This is a genomic window from Nocardiopsis potens DSM 45234 (assembly GCF_000341105.1).
Classification (GTDB): Bacteria; Actinomycetota; Actinomycetes; order Streptosporangiales; family Streptosporangiaceae; genus Nocardiopsis_A; species Nocardiopsis_A potens.
Map to the genome: position 1 here is coordinate 1 of NZ_ANBB01000053.1, position 25034 is coordinate 25034.

Below are 25034 nucleotides of genomic sequence, written 5' to 3' on the forward strand. Positions count from 1 at the left end.
TACGGGCAGCAGGCGGGCGACGCCTACCAGCAGGACGCCTACCAGCAGCAGGGGTACGGCACCGGCGGCCAGCAGGCGTACGACCCGGCGCAGTACGGGCAGCAGGGCGATGCGCAGCAGCAGGCGTACGGGACCGGCGGCCAGCAGGCCTATGATCCCTACGCGGCCCAGCAGGGCTACGGGACCGGCGGCCAGCAGGCGTACGACCCGGCCCAGTACGGCCAGCAGGGCGACGCCTACCAGCAGCAGGGCTATGCCACCGGCGGCCAGCAGGCCTACGACCCGGCGCAGTACGGCCAGCAGGGCGACGCCTACCAGCAGCAGGGGTACGGCACCGGTGGCCAGCAGGCGTACGACCCGGCGCAGTACGGGCAGCAGGGCGATGCGCAGCAGCAGGCGTACGGGACCGGTGGCCAGCAGGCGTACGACCCGGCGCAGTACGGGCAGCAGGGCGATGCCACCGGCGGCCAGCAGGCCTATGATCCCTACGCGGCCCAGCAGGGCTACGGGACCGGCGGCCAGCAGGCGTACGACCCGGCGCAGTACGGGCAGCAGCAGGAGGCCGGGCAGCAGCCCGCGGAGCAGCAGGACGCCGGCCAGTCCGGCACCGGGCAGCCCGGTGCCGAGCAGAGCGGCGACCAGCAGCCCTGGTACCGGGACGACGAGCGGCGCTGACCGCTCCCGGCCCGCCGGGCGCCCTCCCGGCCCCCGAAAGTGCGCGGTAATCCACAGCATGCCCGCGGAGCAGCCGTCGTTGGCGGTTCGTTACATGGTATTCAGTGGATTACCGCGCACTGCGCTTGACGTATAGCAAGCGTCGCGCGTGTAATTTCAGATGTGTGTTTCCCCCCTCCCGGGGGTCGAAAGGGAGGGGACATCCATGGGGGGCAATAGGAGGTGCGCATGAGCGAGGTCATCCCGCTGGCGCACGGCGCAGACGACGATCTGGGCTGGCAGGAGCGCGCACTGTGCGCGCAGACCGATCCGGAGGCGTTCTTCCCCGAGAAGGGCGGCTCCACGCGAGAGGCGAAGAAGGTCTGCCAGTCCTGCGAGGTCCGGGCCGAGTGCCTGGAATACGCACTGGAGCACGATGAGCGCTTCGGCATCTGGGGGGGTCTCTCCGAGCGCGAACGCCGGCGGCTGAAGAAAGCCGCGGGCGGGGATTTCGATTTCCTGGCCGACATGCTCTAGCTCGACCGTCTGTGTTGGGCGCGCGTCCTGAGGGCTTTGCCCCGGGGCGCGCGTTTTTTTATCCCTGCTTTACCGTTCGGAGAGGACTCTGGGCGATTTGTTCGCGATGCGCCCGTGCGCCCCCGTTCCCCGATGCGCGACCGCGCCCCTTTGACCGGTTCCGCCGGTGCGCCGCCCCGGGGCGGCTCCGTGGCGTATGGTGATCTGCCGAAAGAGTCCCCCCAAAACCCCTGATACGCCCTCGTCCCGCGACCCCGAGAGACCCGCAGCCGTGCTTCCCCTGGACCCCGCTCACCACATCGTGACGGCCGTCATCGTCACCCACGACGGCGCACGCTGGCTGCCGGAGGCGCTGCAGGCCGTCCGCGAGCAGACCCGCCCGGTGCAGCGCGTCGTCGGCGTGGACGCCGGCAGCCGCGACGGCAGCGGCGACATCCTCGCCTCCTTCCTGGCGCCCGAAGTGATCACCGCGGTGCCCCGGGACACCGGGTTCGGCGACTCGGTGCGCGCCGGGCTCGCCCTGGCCCGGGAGCGCGGCCCCTTCCCCGGCGCCGCGCCGGACGCCACCGAGTGGATCTGGCTCGTCCACGACGACCTCGTCCCCGACCCCGGCGCGCTGCAGACGCTGCTGGAGGCCGCCAACGACGACCGCCGCGCCGCCGTGCTCGGCCCCAAGCTGCGCGACTTCTACGACCGCCGGATGCTGGTCGAGGCGGGCGTGACCATCGACGGGGCCGGCCGCCGGGAGACCGGGCTGGAGCCCCGCGAGTTCGACCACGGCCAGCACGACGGCGACCGGCAGGTGCTCGCCGTCTCCAGCGCCGGCATGCTGATCCGCCGGGACGTCTGGGACGAGATCGGCGGCTTCGACGCCACCCTGCCGCTGTTCCGCGACGACATCGACTTCTGCTGGCGGGCCGGCGCCGCCGGGCACCGGGTGCTGCTGGTCACCGGCGCGGTCGCCTACCACGCCGAGGCCTCGGCCCGGCGCCGCCGGAAGATCGCCGCCGCGGGCGGCCACCCGCGCCGCCTGGACCGGCGCAACGCCCTCTTCGTGCTGCTGGCCAACCTCCCGTTCGGCGGCATGCTCGGCGCGCTGCTGCGCAACGCCTTCGGGTCGCTGCTGCGGGTGCTGATGTACCTCGCCGCCAAGCAGCCGGCCAGCGCCCTCGACGAGGCGGCGGCGATCACCGGGGTCTTCTTCCGGCCCGGCCGGCTGATCAAGGGGCGGTTCCGGCGGCGGCGCAACCGGCGCCGCACCTACAGCGCGATCCGCCCGTTCCTGGCGCACGGCGTCGCGCTCCGCCAGTTCACCGCCGCGGTGGCGGGGCTGCTCTCCGGGGACGCCTCGGCCGCCGACACCCCGGGCCGGCACCAGGCCGTCACCACCGCGCCCCGCGCCGAGGACGACGAGGACCCGCTCCGAGACGACCAGAGCGTGCTCCGCCGGGTGCTCGCCAAACCGGGCGTGCTGCTGGTGCTCGGCCTCACCGCCGTCGCGCTGGTCGCCGAGCGGTCCCTGCTCAGCGGCGGCACCCTGGCCGGCGGCGCGCTGCCGCCCGCCGTCGGCGGCGCCTCCGACCTGTGGCACCTCTACCTGAGCGGCGCCCAGACCACCGGAGTGGGCTCCGACGCCCCGGCGCCGCCCTACGTCGCGCTGCTGGCGCTGATGTCCACCATCGCCCTGGGCAAGCCGTGGTTGGCGGTCAACGTCATCCTGCTCGGCTGCGTGCCGCTGGCCGGGCTCACCGCCTACCTGCTCGCCCGCCGGGTGCTGCACTTCCTCCCGGCGCAGCTCTGGATGGCCTGCTCGTACGCGCTGCTGCCGATGGCCACCGGCGCGGTGGCCCAGGGGCGGGTCGGCACCGCCCTGGTGCACGCCCTCCTCCCGGTGCTGGGCATCCTCGGCACGCGGGTGCTGACCCTGCCGCCCAAGCGCTCCCGCCGGGCCGCCTGGGCGACCGCGGTGCTGCTCGCCGCGTGCACCGCGTTCGTCCCGCTGCTCTGGGCGCTCTCCCTGGTGGTCGCGGTGCTGCTGGCGGTGGCCTACGGCCACCTGGGCCGGCGGCTCTACGTCAGCGTCGCCATCGCGGTCGGCGTCCCGCCGCTCCTGCTGCTGCCCTGGTCGATCGAGCTGGTGCTGCACCCCTCGCTGTGGCTGCTGGAGGCCGGGCTGCACGCCCCCGAGCTGTCCGACCCGGCCCCGGCCGCGCACGAGCTGCTCATGCTCTCCCCGGGCGGCCCCGGCGTGCCCGTCCCGTGGGTGACGGCCGGGTTCATCGCCGCCTCGCTCAGCGCGCTGCTGCTGCTCCGCCGCCGGATGCTGGTCGCGGTCGGCTGGAGCATCACCCTCTTCGGCATCCTGGTCGCCATCCTCACCAGCAGGATCGTGGTGGAGCCCGGCTACGGCGGCCCGGCCGCCCCCGCCTGGCCCGGGGTGGCGCTGGCCTTCGCCGCCACCGCCATGCTGCTCACCGCGGCCGCCTCGGCGCAGTCCTTCGGCCTGATGTGGCGGCTCGGCGGGGCGCGCCGGCTCTTCGCCGGGGGCGCCGCGGCCCTCGCGCTGACCACCCCGGTCAGCGCCGCCGGCCTGTGGATGTGGCAGGGCGTCGACGGCCCGCTGAGCGGGGACGCCCCCTCCCCGGTGCCCGGCTTCGTCTCCGCGATCGCCACCGACCCCGCCGCCGGGCGGACCCTGGTGCTGCGCCCGGTCGAGGACGGGCCGCTCCGCTACGCGGTGCTCCGCGGCGGCGAGCCGCGGCTGGGCACCGAGCAGATCCCCGCCGACCGGGCGGCCGGCGAGGAACTGGACACCGCGGTGGCCGCGCTCGCCGCCGGCCGCGCCGGGGACGAGGCCGAGGACCTGGCCGGCTACGGCATCGGCCACGTGATGATCCCCCGCCCGCAGATCGGAGGGGACGCCGACGAGACCCTGGTGGACACCCTGGACGGCACCCCGGGCCTGAGCCGGCAGATGCTCGGCGAGGAGTTCGCGCTGTGGCGGCTGGACGCCCCGGCCGGGCGGCTGCGGGTGGTCTCCTCCGACGGCGGCGGCGAGGAGGAGGACGCCGAGGCCGAGGCGCTGGACATCGGCCCCGGCGAGGGGAGCGCGGAGGTTCCCGCCGGGTCGGCCGACCGCTCCCTGGTGCTCGCCGAGCCGTACGCGGCCGGGTGGAGCGCCACCCTGGACGGCGAGCCGCTGCGCGCCTCCGAGGCGTACACCGGGATGACCCTGTTCGAGCTGCCCCCGGAGGGCGGCACGGTGCGGATCACCCGCGGCTCGGCCGGGCGCGACGCCTGGCTGGCGCTGCAGGGCCTGCTCATCGGCACCGCCCTGGTGCTGGCCTCGCCGGGCGCCCGCACCGAGGAGGACGACCACGCCGACGAGATCCGGGCCCGCGCCCGGCCCCGCCGGCCCCGCCGCCGCACCCCGGCCCCCGCCCCGGCGCGCCCCGCCGCGGAGGAGCGGCCGGAACCGGAGCGGGAGCGGGAGCAGCGGCCGGACGGACCGGACGCGGCGGCCGCCCCCACCGCAGAGGAACCGCAGCCCCCGGAGGGCCCGCCGGCGGCCCCGACCCCGGCGGCCTCGTCTTCGGCGGCCCGGCCTCCGGCGGAGGACACCGAGGGGGAGGCCCAGTCCGACCCGGCCCCCGCCCGCGAGGGCCGCGGCCGCCGAGGAGTCCGGGGCCGCCGCCGCGCCTCGCACCGCAGGGGACGGCACGGATGACCGCCGCCCGCCCCGACCGCCGGCCCGGCCCCCGCTCCGCCACCCGCCCGCTCCGGACCCTCCCGGCACCGCTCCAGGCACGGAGCGGCGGTCCGGCCGTGCCCTCCACCGCCTCCGGCCCGCAGACCGCCCCCGCCCGTCCCCGCCGGGAGCGGCCATCGGCCTCCGTCCCCTCCGCCGCCGGCCCGGGTCCGCAGGGCACCGGTTCGGCGCTGCCGGAGCGGCCGTCCGCTCCCGTCCCTCCCGGTGCGCCCCCGGTCGCCGGGGGCCATGGTGGCCGTGCTCGGGCCCCCGTCGCGGCCGGCCGCGACGGGACCGTGCGACACGGAGACGGCCCTCCGCCGGTGCATGCGCCGGGCCGCGCCGGACGGCGTCCCGCCCGCTCCCTCCGCTCAGGAACGACCGCACCTCCCCGGCCCGAGGGCCGGCGAATCCTCCGGGAGACACGATGAAGCTGCTCGTGGAGAACCGGTTCGCCCTGCTCGGACTGGTCGCGATCGCGCTGTCCGCGCTGTTCGGGGTGGCCTTCGTCACCCGCCCGGAGCCCGGCGAGGCGACCGGCGGCGGCAGCGCCGAGACGATGCGGATCGAGTCCGCGCTGCGGGTCTGCCCGCCGGCCCAGGACGAGGACCTGCTCACCGAGGCCGCCGCGTTCACCCCGTACCGCGGAGAGGAGGACGGCGAGCTGCTGCTGACCGCCAACCGCGCCAACGCCCACCGCCTCGCCGAGGGCGAGCTCCCCGGCCAGCTGCTCACCGCCGACGTGAGCGACGCCGACGAGGGCCGGCACACCGTGCTGCGCGCCGAGGGCGCCTTCGCCGGCGGCCTGGAGGCCGCGCAGACCGCGGTGGCCGAGGACGGCGACGACGCGAACGCGTCGGCGGTGCGCTGCACCGAGCCCGGCTGGAGCACCTGGTTCACCGCCCCCTCGGGTGAGGACCTGAAGAAGCTCACCGTGCACCTGGCCAACGTCGACTCCGAGACGGCGGTGGCCAACGTGGACGTCTACGCCGCCGACGGGCCGATCGCGGAGGAGGAGACCCGCGGGGTGGAGGTCCCGCCGGAGGGCGAGGCCACCGTCGAGCTGGGCGAGCTCACCGAGCTGGGCTCCTCGGGGCGGGCCGTCGCGGTGCACGTGCGCACCGCCTCCGGCCGGGTCGCGGCGTCGCTCTTCGCCGAGCGCTCCAAGGGCGGATCGGAGTGGGCGCCGGCCACCGAGCGCCCCGCGACCCGCCAGGTGGTCGCCGGCGTCCCGGGGGGCGGGGGCTCCCGGACGCTGGTCGTGGCCGCTCCGGGCGACGAGCCGGTCTCGGTCGACGTCCGGCTGTTCGGCCCGGACGGGGAGATCGAGCACGAGTCCCTGAACGACCTGGACGTGCCGCCGGCCGCGTCGGCCGCGCTCAGCCTGGAGGGGCCGCTGGGGAAGCAGGCCGCCACGGTCCTGGTGGAGTCGGATCGGCCGGTGGTGGCCGGGGTGCTGGCCGAGCGGGAGGGCGGCGACGACAGCGCCTACACCGCGGCGGTGCCCGCCCTGGAGGAGGGGCCCGGCGGTACCGCCGCGGTCCCCGCGGACCCGGAGGGCACCTCGACCGAGCTGCTGGTGGGGGCGGTGGAGCAGGACGCCTCGCTGATCGTCACCCCGGTGGCCGAGGACGGCACCACCGCCGACCCGATGAAGGTGGAGGTCGCCGCGGGCAGCACCGCCGAGGTGGAGGTGGACTCCCCGAAGGGGGCGCACGCCCTCCTGCTGGAGCTGAGCGACGGCTCCGGCCCGGTGCACGCCGCCGCGGTGCTGACCCAGGGCAAGGGCGAGAAGCGCTCCACCGCAGTGCTCCCGATCCCGCCGGCCCCGGCGGAGGTCCGCCTCCCACCGGTGGTCGACTCACTGACCGCGCTGCCTTGACCGCACTGCCTTGACCGCACTGCCCTGACCGGCACTGCCCTGACCCGCACCTTCCCGCCGGAAGGCAAGGCAAGGGCCAGGCCCCTGTCCCCGCCCCCGCACGCATGCGCGAGCGGAGGCGGGGCGGGGCGGAGTAGGACAGGGACGGATCCGGCCGCCCCACCCGGGCGCGGCGCCCCACGGGGTGCAGGTTCAAGCAGGCGGCGACGGCGAGGGTAGGGCCGGGGCGGGGTGGTCGCCCGGGCGCGGCGCCTCGCGGGGCCGGGGTTCAAGCGGGCGGCGAGGGCGGGAGAGGGCGGGCGCCGCGTTCACCGATCCGGCGCGGCGCGTGCTCCCGGTGGGAGGGGCGGCACCCGGCGAAGGTAGGGGTGGACCCGCCTGCACCCGCCAGGGGGCCTTATCCCCTATGCCGGGTTTGCGGCGGGGATCGGGCGGGGGCGAGGGCGCCCTGCGCACCGCGAGAGCACCCCGATTACATCTACCAGCGAGTAGTAGCCTCCGAGGGCCCCAGCACCTCCTCGCCGGTTACCCAGAGTGGCCAAGGCTGGCCCTCCCGGCAGGGCAAAAGCGACACCTCGTCCCTGCGTCGCCCCTGCCCGGGTTCCGGCCCCCTGCTCTGCGGCCTTGCGGGCGGCTCGAACCCCCGAACACCGGCCCGATCGGGGCCAATCGGGCCTCCCGGGGGCCGATCCGGCCCGGGATGCGCGTCCAGGAATCACCGGGGTGCTCTCGCGGTGCGCAGGGCGCCTCTCCCAACCTTCACTGTGCGTGTTCGCCCAGGTCAGGGAGGTACGGCGGTTTCAAGGGCGGCCGGCAACGGCGCCCGGGCGACGCGGGAACGGCGCCCCGTCACCCCGGCCGGCCCCACCCGCTCTGCCGCACCCGACCGACCAGCCGGTCCCCACCGCCGCCATCGCTGCCAGCCTGAACCCCGGCCCCGTGAGGCGCCGCGCCCGGGTGAGGCCTGCTCCCCGCCCCCACCGGCTTGGACCTTCGCTTCGCGGGGTGCCGCGCCGGACCGACCGGCCGGTGCCCACCGCCGCCTTCGCTGCCTGCCTGAACCCCGACTCCGTGGGGCCCGACACCCGGGCGACCGCCTCCACTCCACCCTTGCCGCTGCCGTCGCCGCCCGCTTGAACCCCCGCTTCGCGGGGTGCCGCGCTGGACCGACCGGCCGGTGCCCCTCCTCGCCTTCGCTGCCTGCTTGGACCTTCGCTCCGCGGGGCGCCGCACCCGACCGACCGGCCGGCACGCCCTCTCGCCGTCGCCGCCGGCTTGAACCCTCGCCCCGTGGGGTGGTGTGCTCGGCTGGGCGCCTTGACCCTTTGGCGGCCCTTTGGCCTTTTGGCCCCTGTCGGGCGCTCGCTGGTATGGAGACCGGAACGACGGCTCAAGGGCGGTGTGGGCATGGTGACGCAGGGCAGGGTGCAGCGTCGGGTCGGCCGGGTGGTCCGGCCGGTGGGTCGAGGAGGGTTCCGGGGCGGTGCCCCGGGCCGGGGTCAGCCCCGGGTCTCCGGGTCGACCGTCTCGGGCTCCAGCCCGAGCAGGTTGGCCACTTCCTCGACGACGGTCTCGTAGACCATCAGGGCCATCTCCTCCGGCTCCCGGGTGCGGATCTCCACGGGCCGGCGGTAGACGGTGATGCAGGCCCGGCCGTCGCGGCCGGTCTCCAGGCGGGAGTAGGGGATGCCGTCCTCGGCGGTGACGCCGGGCGGGACCCGGGGAACGTCCTCGACCAGGAACTCCACGTTCGCGAGCTCGCGCGACCAGACGCGCTCCAGACGCTCCACCGCGTCCAGCACCAGGTCGTCGAAGACCTGGGCCCGGCTTCGGGACAGCGGTGACTCCGGGGGCGCCAAAGGTCCGCGGATCCCGCGGCCGCGGCGGTCCCGGCGTCGGAAGCGGTCGGCCTGAGCCCTCTGTAGGCGCACTCGTCGCACGGTTCGAGAGTATGCCATCGAGGCCCGGAGTGCAGCCCTGGTCCGGGACACGGAGGGGGCCTGCTGGCATCCGCAGGGGGAAAGGAATAGGGTCGGTCCCCGTGAGCGTTGTCCGACGCTGCTCGCGAACCGCGTGCAGACAGCCAGCAGTCTTCACGCTCACCTATGTCTACGCCGACTCCACGGCCGTGCTCGGACCGCTCGCGGCCTACGTCGAACCGCACTGCTACGACCTGTGCGCGATGCACGCCGAGCGGCTCACCGCCCCGCGCGGGTGGGAGGTGGTCCGGCTGCCCGCGGACAGCTCCGGCGGTCCGGGCAGCGACGACCTGGAGGCGCTGGCCAACGCGGTGCGAGAGGCGGCCCGCCCCAAGGCGCCGCAGCGCCGCCCGCAGGGGGCGCCCGGCACGGTGGTCGAGGGGCACGGCAAGGGCCACCTGAGGGTGGTCCGCTCCGACCCCGGCTCCCAGGACCGACCCTCCGGCCGGGACGCCTGACCCGCGCCGTCTGACCCGGCTTCCAGGACCGCCCTTCCGGCCGGGACGCCTGATCCGGGACGGCTGACCCGAGCTGCTCGCCCCGGGGTGCGGCCCCGGGCGCCGCGCCCGGCAGGGCGGGAGCCCCGCCCTCCCCGCGGCGGCGCGGGGAGGAGGGGAGAACAAGGGGCGGACGTCCGGCGACGGTTCTCAGCCCCCGCTGCCGAGCGCCGTCCCGTACAGCCGGTCCACCTTCAGCCGGACGACCAGCCGCCGCTCGGCGACCATCCGCTCCAGGAAGGCCTGCTCGTCCTCGGGGGCGTCGAACCCGCGGGCCACTTCGAGGATCTCCCGCCCGACCGCGTCGCCGGGGGCGGCCGTGGGCTCGGAGACCTCGGCCTCGCCCTCCGCCACGGCGAACGACCAGACGTCGCCGCCGGGCACGTGCAGGGCCGCGCGCGGGTCCCGCCGCAGGTGCTTGACCTTGGCGCGGTCGGCCGTGGTGAAGAACCGGACGATCCGCTCGCCGGGGTCCCAGGCGTAGAGCATGGTGGTCAGGTGCGGGTGGCCGCTGCGCTTGACGGTGGCCAGCGTGCCGAACCGCTGCGCGGCCAGCAGCTCGGAGAGGGCGCCGTCGGACAGGGAGCGCGGAGGCGGTGCCTGCTGAGTCATATCGGGGTCAACCTCCGCCCGTACCCAGGGCATTTCACGTCCCGGGTGGCCGGGACCGGCCACCGCCGCCCCGCGCGGCCGGGGCGCCGTGCCGCTCCGAGGGGCCGGGGCCGGTCTTGTACGTTGGAACCCCGCCGACGGCGGCGGGGCCCGGACAGGATCCGATCAACGAACCGGATGCGGAGCAGCAGTGGGCGACCTCGGCCAGATCTTCAAGGCTTACGACGTGCGCGGCATCGTCCCCGATACCTTCGACTCCACCGTGGCGCGTGCCGTGGGCGCGGCGTTCGCCCGCGTCGTCGATGCGCCGTCGGTGGTCGTCGCGCACGACATGCGGCCCTCCTCCCCGGAGCTCGCCCGGGCCTTCGCCGAGGGCGCGGCCGAGCAGGGGACCGACGTGGTGATGGCCGGACTCGGCTCCACCGACCTGCTCTACTACGCCTCCGGCAGCCTGGACATGCCCGGGGCGATGTTCACCGCCAGCCACAACCCGGCCCAGTACAACGGGATCAAGATGTGCCGGGCGGGTGCCGCGCCGATCGGCGCGGACAGCGGCCTGGCCGAGATCCGCGAGCTGGCCGAGCAGGGCGCGCCGGCCCCCGCCGGGCGGCGCGGCTCCATCACCGAGAAGGAGCTGCTCGTCCCGTACGCGGAGTTCCTCCGGTCGCTGGTCGACCTCTCCGGGATCCGGCCGCTCAAGGCGGTGGTCGACGCCGGCAACGGCATGGCCGGGCTGACCGTCCCCGCGGTGCTGGGCCCCGACCCGCTCGGCGCGCTGCCGCTGGAGATCACGCCGCTCTACTTCGAGCTGGACGGCACCTTCCCCAACCACCCGGCCAACCCGCTGGACCCGGACAACCTGGTGGACCTGCAGGCGAAGGTGCGGGAGACCGGCGCCGACATCGGCCTGGCCTTCGACGGCGACGCCGACCGCTGCTTCGTCGTCGACGAGCGCGGCGAGCCGGTCCCGCCGTCGGCGATCACCGCCCTGGTCGCCGAGCGAGAGCTGGCCAAGACCCCCGGTGCGACGATCATCCACAACCTGATCACCTCCCGCGCGGTCCCGGAGATCGTCCGGGAGCAGGGCGGCGTCCCGGTGCGCACCCGCGTCGGCCACTCCTTCATCAAGGGCAGCATGGCCGAGACCGGGGCGGTCTTCGGCGGCGAGCACTCCGCGCACTACTACTTCCGCGACTTCTGGCGGGCCGACACCGGCATGCTGGCCGCACTGCACGTGCTGGCCGCGCTCGGCGGCGGCGCCCAGGCCCTCTCCGAACTGACCCGGCAATACACTCGGTACGCGGCCTCCGGGGAGATCAACTCCGAGGTCGCCGACCAGGAAGGGCGCGCCGCGGCGGCCGAGGCGGAGTTCGGATCCCGCCCCGGGGCCGAGGTGGACCGCCTGGACGGGCTGACCGTCTCCTTCGCCGACGGGAGCTGGTTCAACCTGCGGGCGTCCAACACCGAGCCGCTGCTCCGGCTGAACGTCGAGGCGCCCGACACGGAGGGCATGGAACGGCTCCGCGACGAGGTCCTGGCCGTCGTCCGGGGCTGAGCAGCCCCGCCGCCCCTGCCGCGAGCAGGGCCCACAATCCCTCCCCGGGCGCCCCGCCCGGGGCCGTCCCGGAGGTTCACGATGACCGCGAAGATCGACGACTGGCTGCTGGAGATCCTGGCCTGCCCGAAGAGCAAGAAGCCGCTCCGGCTGGACGCCGAGGCCGGCGAGCTGGTCTGCGATGAGAGCGGCCTGGCCTACCCGATCCGGGACGGCATCCCGGTGCTGCTGGTCGACGAGGCGCGCGAGATCGGCTGATGTCCGGAGCCGTTTTCGACGAGACCCGGCTGGACGGCCCCGGCGCCGACGGTCCGCTCGCCCGTTCGGCCGCCTCCGCGGCCGGGCGGCTGCGCGCGGCCCGCTCGGCCGCGCTGGAGGCCGGCCTGGGTCGGCTCGCCGAGGACGGGCGGCCGCGGGCCGCGGTCGCGGTCGGCTCCGGAACCGGCGGCCTCGCCGCGGAGCTGGCCGCCGCGGTGCTCGGAGCGGGCTGCCCGGTCCCCTTCGCCCCGGTGCGCGGCCCGCTGCTGCCCGGCTGGGTCTCCTCCTACGATCTGGTCCTGGCCGTCTCCGGGCCGGACGCCGAAGAGCCGGCCGTCGGGTGCGTCGCGGAGGCGGTCCGCCGCGGCTGCCGGCTGGTGGCGGCCGGACCGCCGAACGGGCCGCTGCGGCCGCTCGCCGAGCAGGCCCGCGCCCCCTACATCGAGCTGCGCGGCGCCGGAGCCCCCGCCGGCGGTTGCGAACCGGTCTGGGGGCCGGCCGCCGCGCTGCTCACCGCGGCCGGAGCGGCCGGTCTGCCCGCGCCCGGGGGCGAGGTCTTCGAAGCCGCCGCGGTGCGCCTGGAACAGATCGCGGTGCGCTGCGCGCCCTCCGTGGAGAGCTGGGAGAACCCGGCGAAGTCGCTGGCCCTGGAACTGGCCGGCACCCTCCCGGTCGCGGTGGGCGGCACAGGGCCGACCGCGTTCGCCGCGGCGCACACGGCGGAGCGCGCCGCGCGCACCGCCGGCTACCCGGTGCTGCACGGGGCCCTGCCGGACGCGCTGGAGCCGGCGGTGCGGCTGGCCGGCGGCCCGCTGGGCGGCACCGGGCCGCGGTCCATCTTCGACGACCCGGAGGAGGAGGGGCCGATCCGCACCCGCCTGCTCCTCTTCCGCGACCCGGGGGAGGAGAGCGAGCGGACCGCCCTCGGCCTGCAGTCGGCCGAGGCCGCGGCGGGGCGCGGCGGAACGCCGGTGAGCACCGTCTCAGCGGAACCCGGGCATCCGATGGAACGCATGGCCGGTTTGATCGCTCTAACCGATTACGCCACTGTGTACTTAGCCGCGGCTTATGGAGTAGAACCCGTGGCGGAAGAGCACACCGCGGGCTAGCGCCGACACCACCCCCTGGAGGAGTTCCATGCCCGGTCCCGAATCGCTGTCGCCGAGCGACCCCACCTCGTTCGGCGACTACAGCGTCGTGGGCCGCCTCGGCAAGGGCGGCCAAGGTGTCGTCTACCTCGGACGCGACGCCGAGGGCGACGAGGTCGCGATCAAGGTCCTCAACGACCAGTGGTCGGAGAACGACGAGCTGCGCAAGCGGTTCGAGAAGGAGGTGCGCGCCGCACAGAAGGTCGCCTCCTTCTGCACCGCGGCCATCTACGCCGCCCACCTCGACGTCGACCCGCCCTACGTGGTCAGCGAGTACGTGGACGGTCCGTCCCTGCAGGAAGCGGTCGCCCGGCGCGGCCCCCGCCGCGGGGCGGCGCTGCAGCGGCTGGCGGTCAACACCGCGACCGCGCTGGTGGCCATCCACAAGGCGGGCATCGTGCACCGCGACTTCAAGCCGGGCAACGTGCTGCTCGGCGAGGACGGGCCGCGGGTGATCGACTTCGGCATCGCCCGGGTCGACGACGGCACCGCCACGGTCACCAACTCCATCGTCGGCACCCCCTCCTACATGGCCCCCGAGCAGATCGAGGGCACCGGCATCACCGACAAGGTGGACGTGTTCGCCTGGGGCTGCGTGATGGCGTTCGCCTCCACCGGCAACGCGCCGTTCGGCGCGGACAGCGTGCACGCGGTGGTGCACCGGGTGATCAGCTCCCCGCCGTCCCTGGACGGGGTCCCCGACGAGCTGCTGCCCATCGTGCAGCGCTGCCTGGAGAAGAACCCGGACCGCCGTCCCAGCGCCAAGGAGCTGCTGATGCAGCTGCTCGGCCACGACCCGGCGGAGGGCGCCTCCACCGAGGAGGTGGTCCGCAAGGGCGAGCGCGCGGCGGAGACCGGCGTGATCAGCGCCGGTCCGCTGGTGCAGGGCGGCACCGGGCCCGGCCCGGCGTTCACCGTCAGCGGCCCGCAGGCCCCGATGCACCCGCAGGGCCCGCAGGGTCCGCCGCCACCGCAGCAGCCCTACCCGCAGGGCCCCACCGGCCCCGGCCGGCCGATGACCGGCCCGCAGGGCGGCTACGCTCCGCCGATGGGCCCGCACACGCCGCCGCCCGGGCCGGTCACCCCGCCCCCGATGGGCCCGCAGACGCCCCCGCCGGGTCCGGTCACCCCGCCCCCGATGGGACCCGGAGCGGTGGGGCCGCCCACCATGGGCCCCAACACCACGATGGGCCCGAACACCTTCGCCGGCCAGGGCGGTCCGGCGCCCGCGCCGCAGCGCGAGGACCCGCTGCTCTCCCAGGGCTGGGTGATCCCCGCGGTGCTCATCGCGATCATCATCCTGCTGCTGCTCCTGGTGATCATCGCCCTGATGTGACCCTTCCCGGGGAGCGCGGGCGCGGCCCGCGCCTCCCCGGCCGCCGCACCGGCACCGGGCGCCGCCGAGGTGCGCCGCCGCGAGCGCGGAGCCGGCCCTTTCCGGCCGGGCGCGCCCGGGGCGGCGCAGCCGTACCAGGGCGGCCCGGAGGATGCCCCGAAGGGCGGAGCGGAGTGCCGGAGCGGGGGAGGAAGCGAAGAAGACCATGCCCCCAGGCTGCTCGGCCGAGCGATGGCGGGCCACCCCGATTCCGCGCCCTGTGGACGAACCCGGCTGTGGACAAGCGGGGCCGTGGACAAGCGAGGCCGTGGACGCCCGCGCCCGCAGGTTCTTCGGCCGGAGGCCGGCGGCCTGCCGGTCTCTCCGGGAGGAGCCCGTCGGCGGTCCGGCGGGTCCAGGGGCGCCGTGACACGGGCCCGATCGGCGGGCCGGCGCGGTCGGCCGTGCTCTTCGCCGCCGGCGCCGGTCCGGCACGCCTCTTCCCCGTTCTCCCGCCGGGCCGCCGCTCTCCCCGGGGCGGCCGGTCCGGAGGAACCGCCGAGCCGCCGCTCTTCCCGGGGCCGGGCCGGAGAAGCGGTCCCGCGGCCCGAAGCGGGCGGGGCTCCGGACCGGGCGGGGTCCGGCGGAAGGAGCGGGGGCGGCCTCAGGCCAGCGACCGGGTCAGCCGGTCCAGGGTCCGGGAGACGGCGTCGTCGACGAACGCCTCCACCGCGGGCCAGCGCTCGTCGGCCGAGTCGCCGGGGAGCAGGGTGACGCAGTCGGTGCAGGCCGCGTCGAGCACATCGGCCGGCCCGGCGGTGACCGCCAGCGCCCCCGACGGCGGGTCGCCCACGTCGTGCACCGTCACGAGCAGCTCCGCCTCGCGCTCGCCGGCGCGCAGCACCAACCGGACCCACCGGCACTCCGGCCCCGGGGTGAACAGCGCCCGCTCGGCGGCCGCGGTGCACCGCTCGCGCACCGCGCCGTCCGCGGTGTCCGCAGCGGAGACCGACACCCGGGCGCCCGGCTCCACCTCGCGCAGCACCAGCCCGATGGGGCCGGTGCGGTGCCGCAGGTGCCGGTGGACCCTGCGGTGCATCGCCGCGGCCAGCGGGCCGACCAGCGGCGGCTCGGCCTGCGGAGGAACCCCGCCGGCGGGCCCGCTGAGCAGGGCGCGCAGTTCGGCGGTGGTCAGGTCGGCGATGACCTCGGCCAGCGCGGGCAGCGCCTCCGGGGCGGCCAGCGCCTCCTCCAGCCGCCCGCCGATCCGCCGGTCGGCGACCAGCGGCGGGGATCCGGCGCGGAGCAGGGAGAGCGAGGCCAGCGCCCACGGCAGCGGGCGCAGATGCGGGGCGGGCGGCTCGCCGCCGCCCATCGCCCGGGCGGTCTCCAGGAAGGAGCGGGCGGCGCGCAGCACCGGGTGCTCCTCGGCGGAGGCGGCCTCGGCCGCCGCGGCGGCCACCCGCTCCGGGCCGGGCAGCGGCGGGTCGAAGTCGGGGATGCGCCGGGCCAGCGCCCCCAGGTGGTCGGCGGTGAGCCGGCCGGAGCGGTCCTCGTCGGCCAGCGCGCACAGCGCGTCGGCGTCCAGCCCGGAGCGGGACGCCGAACCCGGCCGGCCGGCCAGCGCCCGCAGCTCGCGCACGTGCCGCTCGAACACCGGCCGCAGCGCCTCGCCGCCCTCCCCGGCGGCCCGGTTCCGGTGCCGCTCGCACCAGAGCCGGTGCAGCCGGTCCACGATGCCCAACCGCCGGTCGAGCCCGGTCGGCGCACGAGGGGCAGGGCGGAGACCACTTCGGCTGTCCACGTCTGCCAACCTAACCCGGCCGCCCGCGGCGGAAACCGGCCTCGGCCCGATTCCCGGGGAAACCTCCGGATCCGGCCACCGGTCTTGCGCGCCGCGGGGCCGACCGGTATCCCAACCGCGGTCCGGGGTTCAGCCGGTGGACGCCGCCCGGTAACGGGGCCGGGGAAGGATGGCCGGTCGTCCCCGTTCCCCCGCGCGCGAAAGCGAGCCCCTCACCCGTGCAGCAGACCGCAGCCCCCGACGCCGCCCGCGCGCGCCCGCCGGCCACGCGGCCGGACCGTCCGGCGGACGGCGCGCACCGGCCGGAGATCGACGGACTGCGCGCGGTCGCGGTGCTGCTGGTCGCCGCCTACCACGTGTGGTTCGGCCGGGTCTCCGGCGGTGTGGACGTCTTCCTCATGCTCACCGGCTTCCTCATCACCGGCTCCCTGGTCCGGTCGGTGGAGCGCGGCTCGGGCGTCCGGTTCGGCGCGTTCCTGGCCCGGCTCGCCGCGCGGCTGGTGCCGACGGCGGCCGTGGTGCTGGGCGCGGTGCTGGCCGGCGCCCGGCTGCTGCTGCCCGAGGACCACTGGCACGACCTGATCGCCCAGACCTCGGCGGCCGCGCTCTACCACCTCAACTGGACCCTGGCCCTGGACGCGGTGGACTACCTGGCCCGGGACGACGCCACCAGCCCGGTGCAGCACTTCTGGTCGCTCTCCATCCAGGGGCAGTTCTACCTGCTCTGGCCGGTGCTGATCGCGGTCGCCGCCTGGCTGGGCCGCCGGTTCGGCGCCGGGGTCCGCCCCGCCGTCCTGGCGGCGCTGGCCGCGGTGTTCGCCGGCTCGCTGGCCTACTCGGTCCACATCACCGCGGCCGACCAGCCGTGGGCCTACTTCGACACCGGGGCGCGGCTGTGGGAGTTCGCGCTGGGCGGCGCGCTCGCGCTGCTGCCGACCCGGCTGGACCCGCCGCGCCGGGCCCGGGTCGCGCTGGGCTGGCTGGGGCTGGCCGCGCTGGTCTCCTGCGGCCTGCTGCTCCAGGTCTCCACGCTCTTCCCCGGCTACGTGGCGCTCTGGCCGACGCTGGCCGCGGCGGCGGTCGTCACCGCCGGCACCAGCGGCTCGCGGCTGGGCGCCGACCGGCTGCTCACCCTGCGGCCGCTGCGCTACCTCGGCTCCATCTCCTACGCGCTGTACCTGTGGCACTGGCCGGTCCTGGTGTTCTACCTGCACGCCACGGACCGGACGCTGGCCAGCCCGCACGGCGGCGCCGCGGTGCTGGCCGCCTCGGTCGCCCTGGCGGCGGCGACCACCCCGGTCGCCGACCGGCTGGCCCGGCTCGGCCGGGCCGCCGCCGGGGCGCCGCGCCGGGCGCTGCTCAAGGGGCCCGCGATCGCGCTGGCCTGCCTGCTCCCGGTACTGGTCGCGGCGGGCGCCTGGTCCGGCCGGCTCGCCGCCGAGCAGCGCGCCCAGGAGGCGCTGCTGGCCGACGCCTCCCGCTACCCCGGGGCCGCCGCGCTGGCCGGCGGGGGCGACGGCGCCGCGGAGCACCCGATGCCGGTCTACCCGGCCCCGGCCGAGGCCGCCGACGACGTCCCGGTGACCTACGCCGACGGGTGCAACCAGTCCACCACCGACGCCGAGGTGCTCACCTGCGTCTACGGCGCCGAGGACGCGGAGCGCACCATCGCGCTGGTCGGCGGCTCGCACGCGGCGCACTGGTTCCCGGCGCTGGAGGAGATCGCCGAGCGGCGGGACTGGCGGATCGTCAACATGGTCAAGGGCGCCTGCCTGTTCACCGACGCCCCGCAGACCTACAAGGGCGAGCCCTACACCTCCTGCAGCGAGTGGAACCGCAACGCCATGGCGGAGCTGGCCGGGCTCCGGCCCGACGCGGTGTTCACCACCGGCACCACCACCAGCCTGGACACCTCCGCCGGGTTCGGCGAGGAGGAGGTGGTCGACGGCTACCCGGAGCGGTGGCGGGAGCTGGAGGAGCTGGGCATCGACGTGATCGCGGTCCGGGACACCCCGCGGCTCGGGTTCGACGCGCCGGAGTGCCTGGCCGGCGAGGAGCCGGAGGAGTGCACCGCCGCCCCGGACGTCTCCATGGCCGCGGAGTCGCCGCTGGAGCAGGCCGCGGGGCTGCCGGGCAACGTCGTCCCGCTGGACCTCACCGACCTGCTGTGCACGGCGGAGGAGTGCCCCGCGGTCGTCGGCAACGTGCTGGTCTACTGGGACGGCAGCCACATCGGCGCCACCTACATGCGGACCATGGCCCCCGAGCTGGAGCGCCGCATCCTCGACGCCACCGGCTGGTGACCTCTGGCGCGTCGGCCTCGGACCCGTCGGCCGGCCCCGGTGCGCGGCCCCGTGCGGGCGACCGGCCCGGACCGGCCGGCGGGTCCGAGATCAGCGCTGGTCGCCGCGGGCGCGCAGCAGCCGGAGCGCCTTCTGCTTCTCGAAGTCCATCGCGCGGGCCGGCGGCGGCGCCAGCCGACCCAGCCGCTCGCCGTAGGAGCGCACCGCCGCCAGCGTCTCCGGTTCGGCCAGCACCCGCAGCGCGAAGGCGAGCGCGGCGGGCGCCACGTCGAAGCCGCGCTCCAGCTCCAGCCCGGCCGCGATGGTGTGCAGGTCCTCGGCGGAGAACCGGCGGTGCCGGTGGCCCCGGCCGGTCGGCTGCTCCTTGGTGACCGGGAGCAGGCCGAGCCCTTCGCGGTAGCGCAGGCTGCGCGCGCTCACCCCGAGCCTCTCGGAGGCCGCCGAGATCGGCACCGCCCCGGCGTCGGCGGAGCCGGCGCCCCGGTTCTCGGGCATCGCGTCGTCCTCCCAGGTCAGCACGGTTTCAGCGGGGTGCAGCGGAAGGCCCCCGGACCGACCCTAACCGAGAAACGGCCCGGTTCCGGCGAATCTGACAAAGCGGCGTCAATCTCGGCCGCCGGGGCGTGCCGGGGTCCGCGGGGCGCGTCTAGACTCGGTGCGCATCCACCTGAGGAGTGAGCACACGCATGTCATTCGACTTCAAGGTCGCCGATCTGTCCCTGGCCGACTTCGGCCGCAAGGAGATCACCCTCGCCGAGCACGAGATGCCCGGCCTGATGGCCCTCCGCGCCGAGTACGGCGACTCCAAGCCCCTCCAGGGCGCGCGCATCATGGGGTCGCTGCACATGACCGTGCAGACCGCCGTCCTCATCGAGACCCTGGTCGCCCTGGGCGCCGAGGTCCGGTGGGTCAGCTGCAACATCTTCTCCACCCAGGACCACGCCGCGGCCGCCGCCGTCGTCGGCCCGGACGGCACCGTCGACGACCCCAAGGGCGTCCCGGTCTTCGCCTGGAAGGGCGAAACCCTGGAAGAGTACTGGTGGTGCACCGAGCAGGCGCTGACCTGGCCGGGCGCCGACGGCCCCAACATGATCCTGGACGACGGCGGCGACGCCACCCTGCTGGTGCACAAGGGCAAGGAGTTCGAGGAGGCCGGCGCGGTCCCCGACCCCTCCACCGCCGACTCCGAGGAGTTCCGGGTCGTCCTCACCCTGCTGCAGAACAGCCTCAAGGCCGACAGCGGCAAGTGGACCCGGATCGCCGGCGGGATCAAGGGCGTCTCCGAGGAGACCACCACCGGCGTGCACCGCCTCTACGAGATGGCCCGCGAGGACAAGCTCCTCTTCCCGGCGATCAACGTCAACGACGCGGTCACCAAGAGCAAGTTCGACAACAAGTACGGCATCCGCCACTCGCTGCCGGACGGCATCATGCGCGCCACCGACGTGATGATCGGCGGCAAGGTCGCGGTCGTCTGCGGCTACGGCGACGTCGGCAAGGGCTCCGCCGAGGCGCTGCGCGGCCAGGGCGCCCGGGTCATCGTCACCGAGATCGACCCGATCAACGCCCTGCAGGCGGCGATGGACGGGTACCAGGTGGACCGGCTGGACGACGTCGTCGGCGAGGGCGACATCTTCATCACCACCACCGGCAACTTCGACATCATCACCGCCTCGCACATGGCGCGGATGAAGCACCAGGCGATCGTCGGCAACGTCGGCCACTTCGACAACGAGATCGACATGGCCGGCCTGGAGAAGGTCGACGGCATCGTCAAGGAGGAGATCAAGCCGCAGGTCCACACCTGGACCTTCCCGGACGGGCACGCGGTGATCGTGCTCAGCGAGGGCCGGCTGCTGAACCTGGGCAACGCCACCGGCCACCCCAGCTTCGTGATGTCCAACAGCTTCACCAACCAGGTGCTCGCCCAGATCGAGCTGTTCGCCAAGACCGACGAGTACCCGGTCGGCGTCTACACCCTGCCGAAGCTGCTCGACGAGAAGGTCGCCCGGCTCCACCTGGACGCGCTCGGCGTGAAGCTCACCGAGCTCACCAAGGAGCAGGCCGCCTACATCGGCGTCGACGTGGCCGGGCCGTACAAGCCCGACCACTACCGGTACTGATCGGGCGGCGCACGGCACCACCCGATGGCACCCCCTGAGTACGACGTCGCGGACCTCGGCCTCGCAGCGGCCGGGGTCCGCCGCGTCGAATGGGCCGAGCGCGCGATGCCCGCGCTGCGCCGCGTCCGCGAGCGGTTCGCCGCGGAGCGGCCGCTGGACGGGCTGCGCGTGGCCGCCTGCATGCACGTGACGGCCGAGACCGCGAACCTGCTGCGCACCCTGGCCGCGGGCGGCGCGGACATCGCGCTGGCCGCCTCCAACCCCATGTCCACCCAGGACGACACGGCCGCCGCGCTGGTCGCCGAGTACGGGGTGGAGGTCTTCGCCCGGGCCGGCATGGACCAGGCGACCTACGACCGGAACCTGGCCGCGGTGCTGGAGCGCCGCCCGCACCTGCTCCTGGACGACGGCTGCGACCTGGTCAACATCGCCCACCTGGAGCGGCCGGAGCTGATCGATGAGGCGTTCGGCGGCTGCGAGCAGACCACCACCGGGGTGATCCGGCTGCGCCGGATGAGCGCGGAGGGGGCGCTGCGGCTGCCCATGGTCGCGGTCAACGACACCGCCACCAAGCGGATGTTCGACAACCGCTACGGCACCGGGCAGTCCACCATCGACGGCATCCTGCGCGCCACCAACGCCATGCTGGCCGGGCGCACCGTGGTGGTGGCGGGGTTCGGCCACTGCGGCAGCGGCCTGGCCGAGCGGGCCCGCGGCATGGGCGCCCGGGTCGTGGTCACCGAGGTCGACCCGGTCAAGGCGCTGGACGCGGTGATGCAGGGCTTCACCGTGCTGCCGATGGAGCAGGCCGCCCGGATCGGCGACGTGCTGGTGACGGTGACCGGCAACCGGGACGTGATCCGCGCCGAGCACATCGCGGCGCTCAAGGACGGCGCGGTGCTGGCCAACTCCGGCCACTTCGACGTGGAGATCGACCTGGCGGCCCTGGAGTCGCTGGCGGTGGAGGTCCGCCGCGAGGTCCGCCCGCACACCGACGAGTACGTGCTGGCCGACGGGCGCAGGGTGGTGCTGCTGGCCGAGGGGCGCCTGGTCAACCTGGGCGCGGCCGAGGGGCACCCGGCCGCGGTGATGGACATGTCCTTCTCCGGGCAGGCCCTCACCGTCGCCTGGCTGGCCCGCAACCGCGGCACCCTGGAACCGGGCGTGCACGAGGTCCCCGCCGACATCGACACCGAGGTCGCCCGGCTGGAGCTGGACGCGCTCGGCGTCGGCATCGACGCCCTCACCCCGGGCCAGCAGGACTACCTCAACTCCTGGCGCCCCTGACCGGCGCCGGCCCCGGCACCGCGGCCCCGCCGGAGCGCTCCGAAAGGGCCGCGGCGCCGGGGCCGGCGCTCCGGGGTCAGGCCGGGGGAGGCGGGGAGGGGACGCCCGTGCCGCCGGTCCGGGCGGCCAGCCGCTCGGCCTCGCGGCGGCGGCGCTCGGCGAGCACCGCGGCCAGGTACTCCGGCGGGGAGGCGTCCGGCGGCGGGGGCGGGCTGACCGAGCCCGCGACCAGGCCCGCGATGCGCACGCCCATCTCGTAGCGGGCCTCCTCGGACAGCTCCTCGAAGCGGAGCAGGTACTGCCGGGCCATGGCGGCGGTCTCCGCGGACAGCCCGGACAGCTCGGCGGAGGCGGCCCAGCCGGCCAGCCGCGGCGGCATCGGGATCTCCTCGGAGGAGCGCCGCGAGGCCCGTTCGGAGACCACCAGGGTGCCGGCGACGAAGTCGCCGACCCGGCGCCCGTCCCGGTTGATCAGCGAGCTGATCAGCGCGATCACACCGGAGCCGGCCCAGATCTCCACCGCGCCGGCCAGCGCCCGGCCGAGCGCCTGGCGGAACCGGACCGGCGAGCCGTCGGTGCCCACCACGCGCAGCCCCAGCACGAGCTTGCCCAGGGAGCGGCCGCGGGTGAGCGTCTCGGCCGCGGCCGGGTAGCCGACGATGATCAGCACCATCAGCCCGACCTGCACGGCCATGGCGACCGCGTCGTCCAACCCGCGCTGCACCGACGAGACCAGGAGCAGCGACCCGACCAGCGCGGGGACCTGCAGCAGCAGCACGTCGATCAGCAGCGCCACCGAGCGGGTGGCGAACCCGGCCGGGCGCAGGTCGAGCACCACGGCGTCCCCGGTGACCAGCTCGGCGGGCCGGTCGTAGGCGTCATGGCCGTGGACCACCGCTGCCCCCTCGTCTCCTCCGTCGAATAAGACCTTCCACCCGAAACTCTAGGTCGTCCGGGCGCGCCTCCGCACCGCCCGGTCCCCGGCACCGACCCCGGCCCCGGTGCCGGGGACCGGGCGGTGCGGAGCCGGTAGGGTCGCTGATCGTGGAGATCGACGTTTTCGCCGCCGCGCACCGGAGCGACTGGGAGCGCCTGGAGGCGCTGGTCCGCCGGCGCCGCAGGCTGACCGGGGCCGAGACCGACGAACTGGTCGACCTCTACCAGCGGGTGTCCACCCACCTGTCGGTGGTGCGCTCCTCCGGCGCCGACCCGGTGCTGGTGGGGCGGCTGTCCGGGCTGGTCGCGCGGGCGCGCGCGGCCGTGGTCGGCGCCTCCGACCCGGCCTGGCGGGACGTCGCCCGGTTCTTCACCGAGGTCTTCCCCGCGGTGCTGTACCGGCTGCGCTGGTGGTGGATCCTCACCTCGCTGGGCACTGTGGCCTTCGCCTCGGCCCTGGCCGCCTGGGTGGTGCTCGACCCCGAGGTGATGGGGGCGCTGGGCACCCCGGAGAGCATCCGCGCCTACGTCGAGCACGACTTCGCCAACTACTACGTGGAGCACCCGGGGGCGTCGTTCGCCGCCCGGGTGTGGACCAACAACGCCTGGGCCGCCGCGCAGGCGCTGATCTTCGGCGTCTTCGGCTGCCTGCCCACCATCTACGTGCTGGTGCTCAACGGCGCCAACCTCGGCGTGGCCGGCGGGATGATGATCGCGCACGGCAAGGGCGACGTCTTCTTCGGTCTGATCCTCCCGCACGGCCTGCTGGAGCTGACCGCGGTGTTCGTCGCCGCCGGCGTCGGCCTCAAGCTCGGCTGGACGCTGATCGCCCCCGGCCCCCGCCCCCGGCTCCGCGCCCTGGGCGAGGAGGCCCGCCCGGCCATCGCGGTGGCGCTCGGCCTGGTCCTGGTGCTGTTCATCTCCGGCCTGATCGAGGGCCTGGTCACCGGGTACGTGCACACCACCTGGCTGCGCATCGGCATCGGCGTCGCGGCCGAGGCCCTCTTCCTGGCCTACGTCTTCACCCTGGGCCGCCGCGCCCACCGCGCCGGCGAGTACGGCGACATCCGCGAACGCCCGGCCGAGGCCCCGGTCGCCGGCTGACCCGCCCCGGGCCCGGGAGGAATCGCGCTTTTCCCGCTGCCGGGCGACCTCGGCCGTCCACGGGCGCCTCAAGGAACTCTACGGAAGCCGAGGATGTACGAGATCAGTGAAGGGGGGCCGACCCTCCGGGTGGAGCTCGGGGGCGATGAGCCGGACGAGGTGGAGAACGCCGACGGGTGGGTCCTGATCCCCGGCGAAGGGGAATGGTCGGCGACCTTTCTGACCCATCGGGAGATGGGCCGGATCATGGACAGGTGGTGGACCACCGGGGAATGCCTCGGCGGGGCCTACTTCACCTGTCCCGACCTGGTGGTGACGCGCCGTCCGGGGGTGCGGGAGATGTTCGCCGCGGTGCGCGACATGGTGGCCGACGGCGACCACGAGACGTCGCTCCGGCGGATCGGCTGACCGCCTACTCCGCCGCACCGGATCCAGCGGGGCGGGGAGGCGCGGAGGCCGGGGTCAGGGCTGCTCGGTCTCCTGGGCGCGGGCTAGCAGGTCCTGCAGGGCGGCCCAGTCGCCGGGGTGGGCCATGGAGCGGCGGACCGGCAGGTCGGTCTTCTTCTTGCCGACGGTCATGACGAGGCGGTCGCCGCTCGCGTCCACCCGGGCGCGGGCGGGAATGGCGGTCTCCGCCTTCGGGCCGCGCATGATCGGGACGGTCAGCCGGCCGCCGCCGAGGGCGAAGTAGGGCATGCTCCGGTAGGCCAGGCCGAACCCGACGAGGACCAGGCTCGCGAGGGTGGTCGGCATGCCGCCCTCGCTGCCCTGGATCCAGAGCCAGATGCCGAAGACCAGCAGGGCCGCTCCGGGAAGCGTGAAGAGGATGCTGAGCCAGGGGGCGAAGCGGACCTTCATGCCGGTGCTCCTGGGGGATCGGGGGCGGCGGGGTGCCATCGTAGCCCGCCCCGCACGGCCCTGCGGAGCGGGCGGCGCCGGAGCAGGCAGGGGCGGGGGTGGTCGCCCGAGCGCGGTGCCCCACGGGGGTGGGGTTCAAGCGGGCGGCGAGGGCGGGGAGGGGGCGACCGGCTGGTCGGTCGGGCGCGGCGCCTCGCGGAGCGAAGGTCAAGACGGGCGGCGACGGCGTAGGCAGGGGCGGGGTGCAGGCGTCGCCCGAGTGTTGGGCCCTACGGGGTGAGGGTTCAAGCTGGCGGCGAAGGCGGGCAGGGGGACCGGCCGGTCGGTCGGGTGCGGCAGAGCGGGGTGGGGCGGTCGGGGTGGGTCTGGGTGGCGGGTTCGCCGTGCCCGTGTCGCCCGGGCGCCGTTGCCGGCCGCCCTTGAAACCGTCGCAC

19 protein-coding genes and 1 pseudogene are annotated in these 25034 nt (G+C 75.6%); 14 read left to right on the forward strand and 6 right to left on the reverse strand.

The genetic code is table 11. The features are described 5' to 3' along the window. The 4 genes and pseudogenes from D459_RS35910 to D459_RS0121600 all read left to right on the forward strand — a co-directional run. Positions 1 to 675: pseudogene (locus D459_RS35910) on the forward strand (hypothetical protein); the annotation flags it as partial. 228 nt (positions 676 to 903) lie between these two features. Then, positions 904 to 1191: a WhiB family transcriptional regulator gene (locus D459_RS0121590; protein ID WP_017595089.1), complete on the forward strand. Its 288-nt coding sequence runs from the start codon at positions 904 to 906 to the stop codon at positions 1189 to 1191. Positions 1192 to 1462: 271 nt separating this feature from the next. Beyond that, positions 1463 to 4918 (forward strand): glycosyltransferase family 2 protein, encoded by a 3456-nt coding sequence (locus D459_RS0121595; protein WP_017595090.1) that lies wholly within the window; start codon positions 1463 to 1465, stop codon positions 4916 to 4918. A gap of 448 nt (positions 4919 to 5366) precedes the next feature. Further along, positions 5367 to 6821 carry a DUF5719 family protein gene (locus tag D459_RS0121600; RefSeq protein WP_017595091.1) on the forward strand — a complete coding sequence of 485 codons (1455 nt, stop codon included), beginning with the start codon at positions 5367 to 5369 and terminating at the stop codon, positions 6819 to 6821. 1499 nt (positions 6822 to 8320) lie between these two features. On the opposite strand, the gene D459_RS0121605 is transcribed toward D459_RS0121600, so the two are convergent. Continuing rightward, positions 8321 to 8779, reverse strand: a complete 459-nt coding sequence (locus D459_RS0121605; protein ID WP_184392377.1) for a metallopeptidase family protein — start codon at positions 8777 to 8779, stop codon at positions 8321 to 8323. Between the two features lie 83 nt (positions 8780 to 8862). Here D459_RS0121605 and D459_RS0121610 point away from each other — a divergent pair, with 83 nt between their 5' ends. Continuing rightward, positions 8863 to 9258: a DUF3499 domain-containing protein gene (locus D459_RS0121610; RefSeq protein ID WP_026120633.1), complete on the forward strand. Its 396-nt coding sequence runs from the start codon at positions 8863 to 8865 to the stop codon at positions 9256 to 9258. Between the two features lie 189 nt (positions 9259 to 9447). On the opposite strand, the gene D459_RS0121615 is transcribed toward D459_RS0121610, so the two are convergent. Then, positions 9448 to 9909, reverse strand: coding sequence for a PPOX class F420-dependent oxidoreductase (locus tag D459_RS0121615; protein ID WP_017595094.1), 462 nt, complete (start codon positions 9907 to 9909; stop codon positions 9448 to 9450). Positions 9910 to 10099: 190 nt separating this feature from the next. Between D459_RS0121615 and D459_RS0121620 the strand changes: the two genes are divergently transcribed. The 4 genes from D459_RS0121620 (at position 10100) to D459_RS0121635 (ending at position 14206) form a co-directional block, all read left to right on the forward strand. Further along, positions 10100 to 11464 (forward strand): phosphomannomutase/phosphoglucomutase, encoded by a 1365-nt coding sequence (locus D459_RS0121620; RefSeq protein ID WP_017595095.1) that lies wholly within the window; start codon positions 10100 to 10102, stop codon positions 11462 to 11464. Positions 11465 to 11545: 81 nt separating this feature from the next. After that, entirely contained in the window at positions 11546 to 11722 is a 177-nt protein-coding gene (locus D459_RS34585) for a Trm112 family protein (RefSeq protein WP_017595096.1), read from the forward strand. After that, positions 11722 to 12831, forward strand: a complete 1110-nt coding sequence (locus tag D459_RS0121630; RefSeq protein WP_017595097.1) for an SIS domain-containing protein — start codon at positions 11722 to 11724, stop codon at positions 12829 to 12831. The genes D459_RS34585 and D459_RS0121630 overlap by 1 nt, the downstream gene beginning before the upstream one ends. A 28-nt stretch (positions 12832 to 12859) precedes the next feature. After that, complete coding sequence (locus D459_RS0121635) at positions 12860 to 14206, forward strand: serine/threonine-protein kinase (protein WP_017595098.1); 1347 nt, start codon at positions 12860 to 12862, stop codon at positions 14204 to 14206. A 643-nt stretch (positions 14207 to 14849) separates the two neighbouring features. Here D459_RS0121635 and D459_RS0121640 read toward each other — a convergent pair. Beyond that, positions 14850 to 15989 carry a hypothetical protein gene (locus D459_RS0121640; RefSeq protein WP_241485093.1) on the reverse strand — a complete coding sequence of 380 codons (1140 nt, stop codon included), beginning with the start codon at positions 15987 to 15989 and terminating at the stop codon, positions 14850 to 14852. A 218-nt stretch (positions 15990 to 16207) separates the two neighbouring features. Here D459_RS0121640 and D459_RS0121645 point away from each other — a divergent pair, with 218 nt between their 5' ends. Beyond that, complete coding sequence (locus tag D459_RS0121645) at positions 16208 to 18292, forward strand: acyltransferase family protein (RefSeq protein WP_017595100.1); 2085 nt, start codon at positions 16208 to 16210, stop codon at positions 18290 to 18292. 90 nt (positions 18293 to 18382) lie between these two features. On the opposite strand, the gene D459_RS0121650 is transcribed toward D459_RS0121645, so the two are convergent. Further along, on the reverse strand, positions 18383 to 18787 hold the full coding sequence (locus D459_RS0121650) for a MerR family transcriptional regulator (RefSeq protein ID WP_017595101.1): 405 nt from the start codon (positions 18785 to 18787) through the stop codon (positions 18383 to 18385). 191 nt (positions 18788 to 18978) lie between these two features. Between D459_RS0121650 and ahcY (D459_RS0121655) the strand changes: the two genes are divergently transcribed. Both ahcY (D459_RS0121655) and ahcY (D459_RS0121660) read left to right on the forward strand, forming a co-directional pair. Next, positions 18979 to 20415: an adenosylhomocysteinase gene (gene ahcY / locus D459_RS0121655; protein WP_017595102.1), complete on the forward strand. Its 1437-nt coding sequence runs from the start codon at positions 18979 to 18981 to the stop codon at positions 20413 to 20415. A 24-nt stretch (positions 20416 to 20439) separates the two neighbouring features. After that, the gene (ahcY, locus tag D459_RS0121660; RefSeq protein ID WP_017595103.1) at positions 20440 to 21702 is read left to right on the forward strand and encodes an adenosylhomocysteinase; all 1263 of its coding nucleotides are present in this window, start codon (positions 20440 to 20442) and stop codon (positions 21700 to 21702) included. A gap of 76 nt (positions 21703 to 21778) precedes the next feature. On the opposite strand, the gene D459_RS0121665 is transcribed toward ahcY (D459_RS0121660), so the two are convergent. Continuing rightward, positions 21779 to 22597 carry an RDD family protein gene (locus tag D459_RS0121665; protein WP_017595104.1) on the reverse strand — a complete coding sequence of 273 codons (819 nt, stop codon included), beginning with the start codon at positions 22595 to 22597 and terminating at the stop codon, positions 21779 to 21781. A 149-nt stretch (positions 22598 to 22746) separates the two neighbouring features. Between D459_RS0121665 and D459_RS0121670 the strand changes: the two genes are divergently transcribed. Together D459_RS0121670 and D459_RS0121675 are read left to right on the forward strand one after the other, a co-directional pair. Then, positions 22747 to 23742, forward strand: coding sequence for a stage II sporulation protein M (locus D459_RS0121670; RefSeq protein ID WP_017595105.1), 996 nt, complete (start codon positions 22747 to 22749; stop codon positions 23740 to 23742). Between the two features lie 93 nt (positions 23743 to 23835). After that, positions 23836 to 24150: a hypothetical protein gene (locus tag D459_RS0121675; RefSeq protein WP_017595106.1), complete on the forward strand. Its 315-nt coding sequence runs from the start codon at positions 23836 to 23838 to the stop codon at positions 24148 to 24150. Positions 24151 to 24204: 54 nt separating this feature from the next. Here the strand turns inward: D459_RS0121675 and D459_RS0121680 are convergent, their stop codons facing one another. Then, the gene (locus D459_RS0121680; protein WP_017595107.1) at positions 24205 to 24600 is read right to left on the reverse strand and encodes a hypothetical protein; all 396 of its coding nucleotides are present in this window, start codon (positions 24598 to 24600) and stop codon (positions 24205 to 24207) included. Positions 24601 to 25034: the final 434 nt, after the last annotated feature.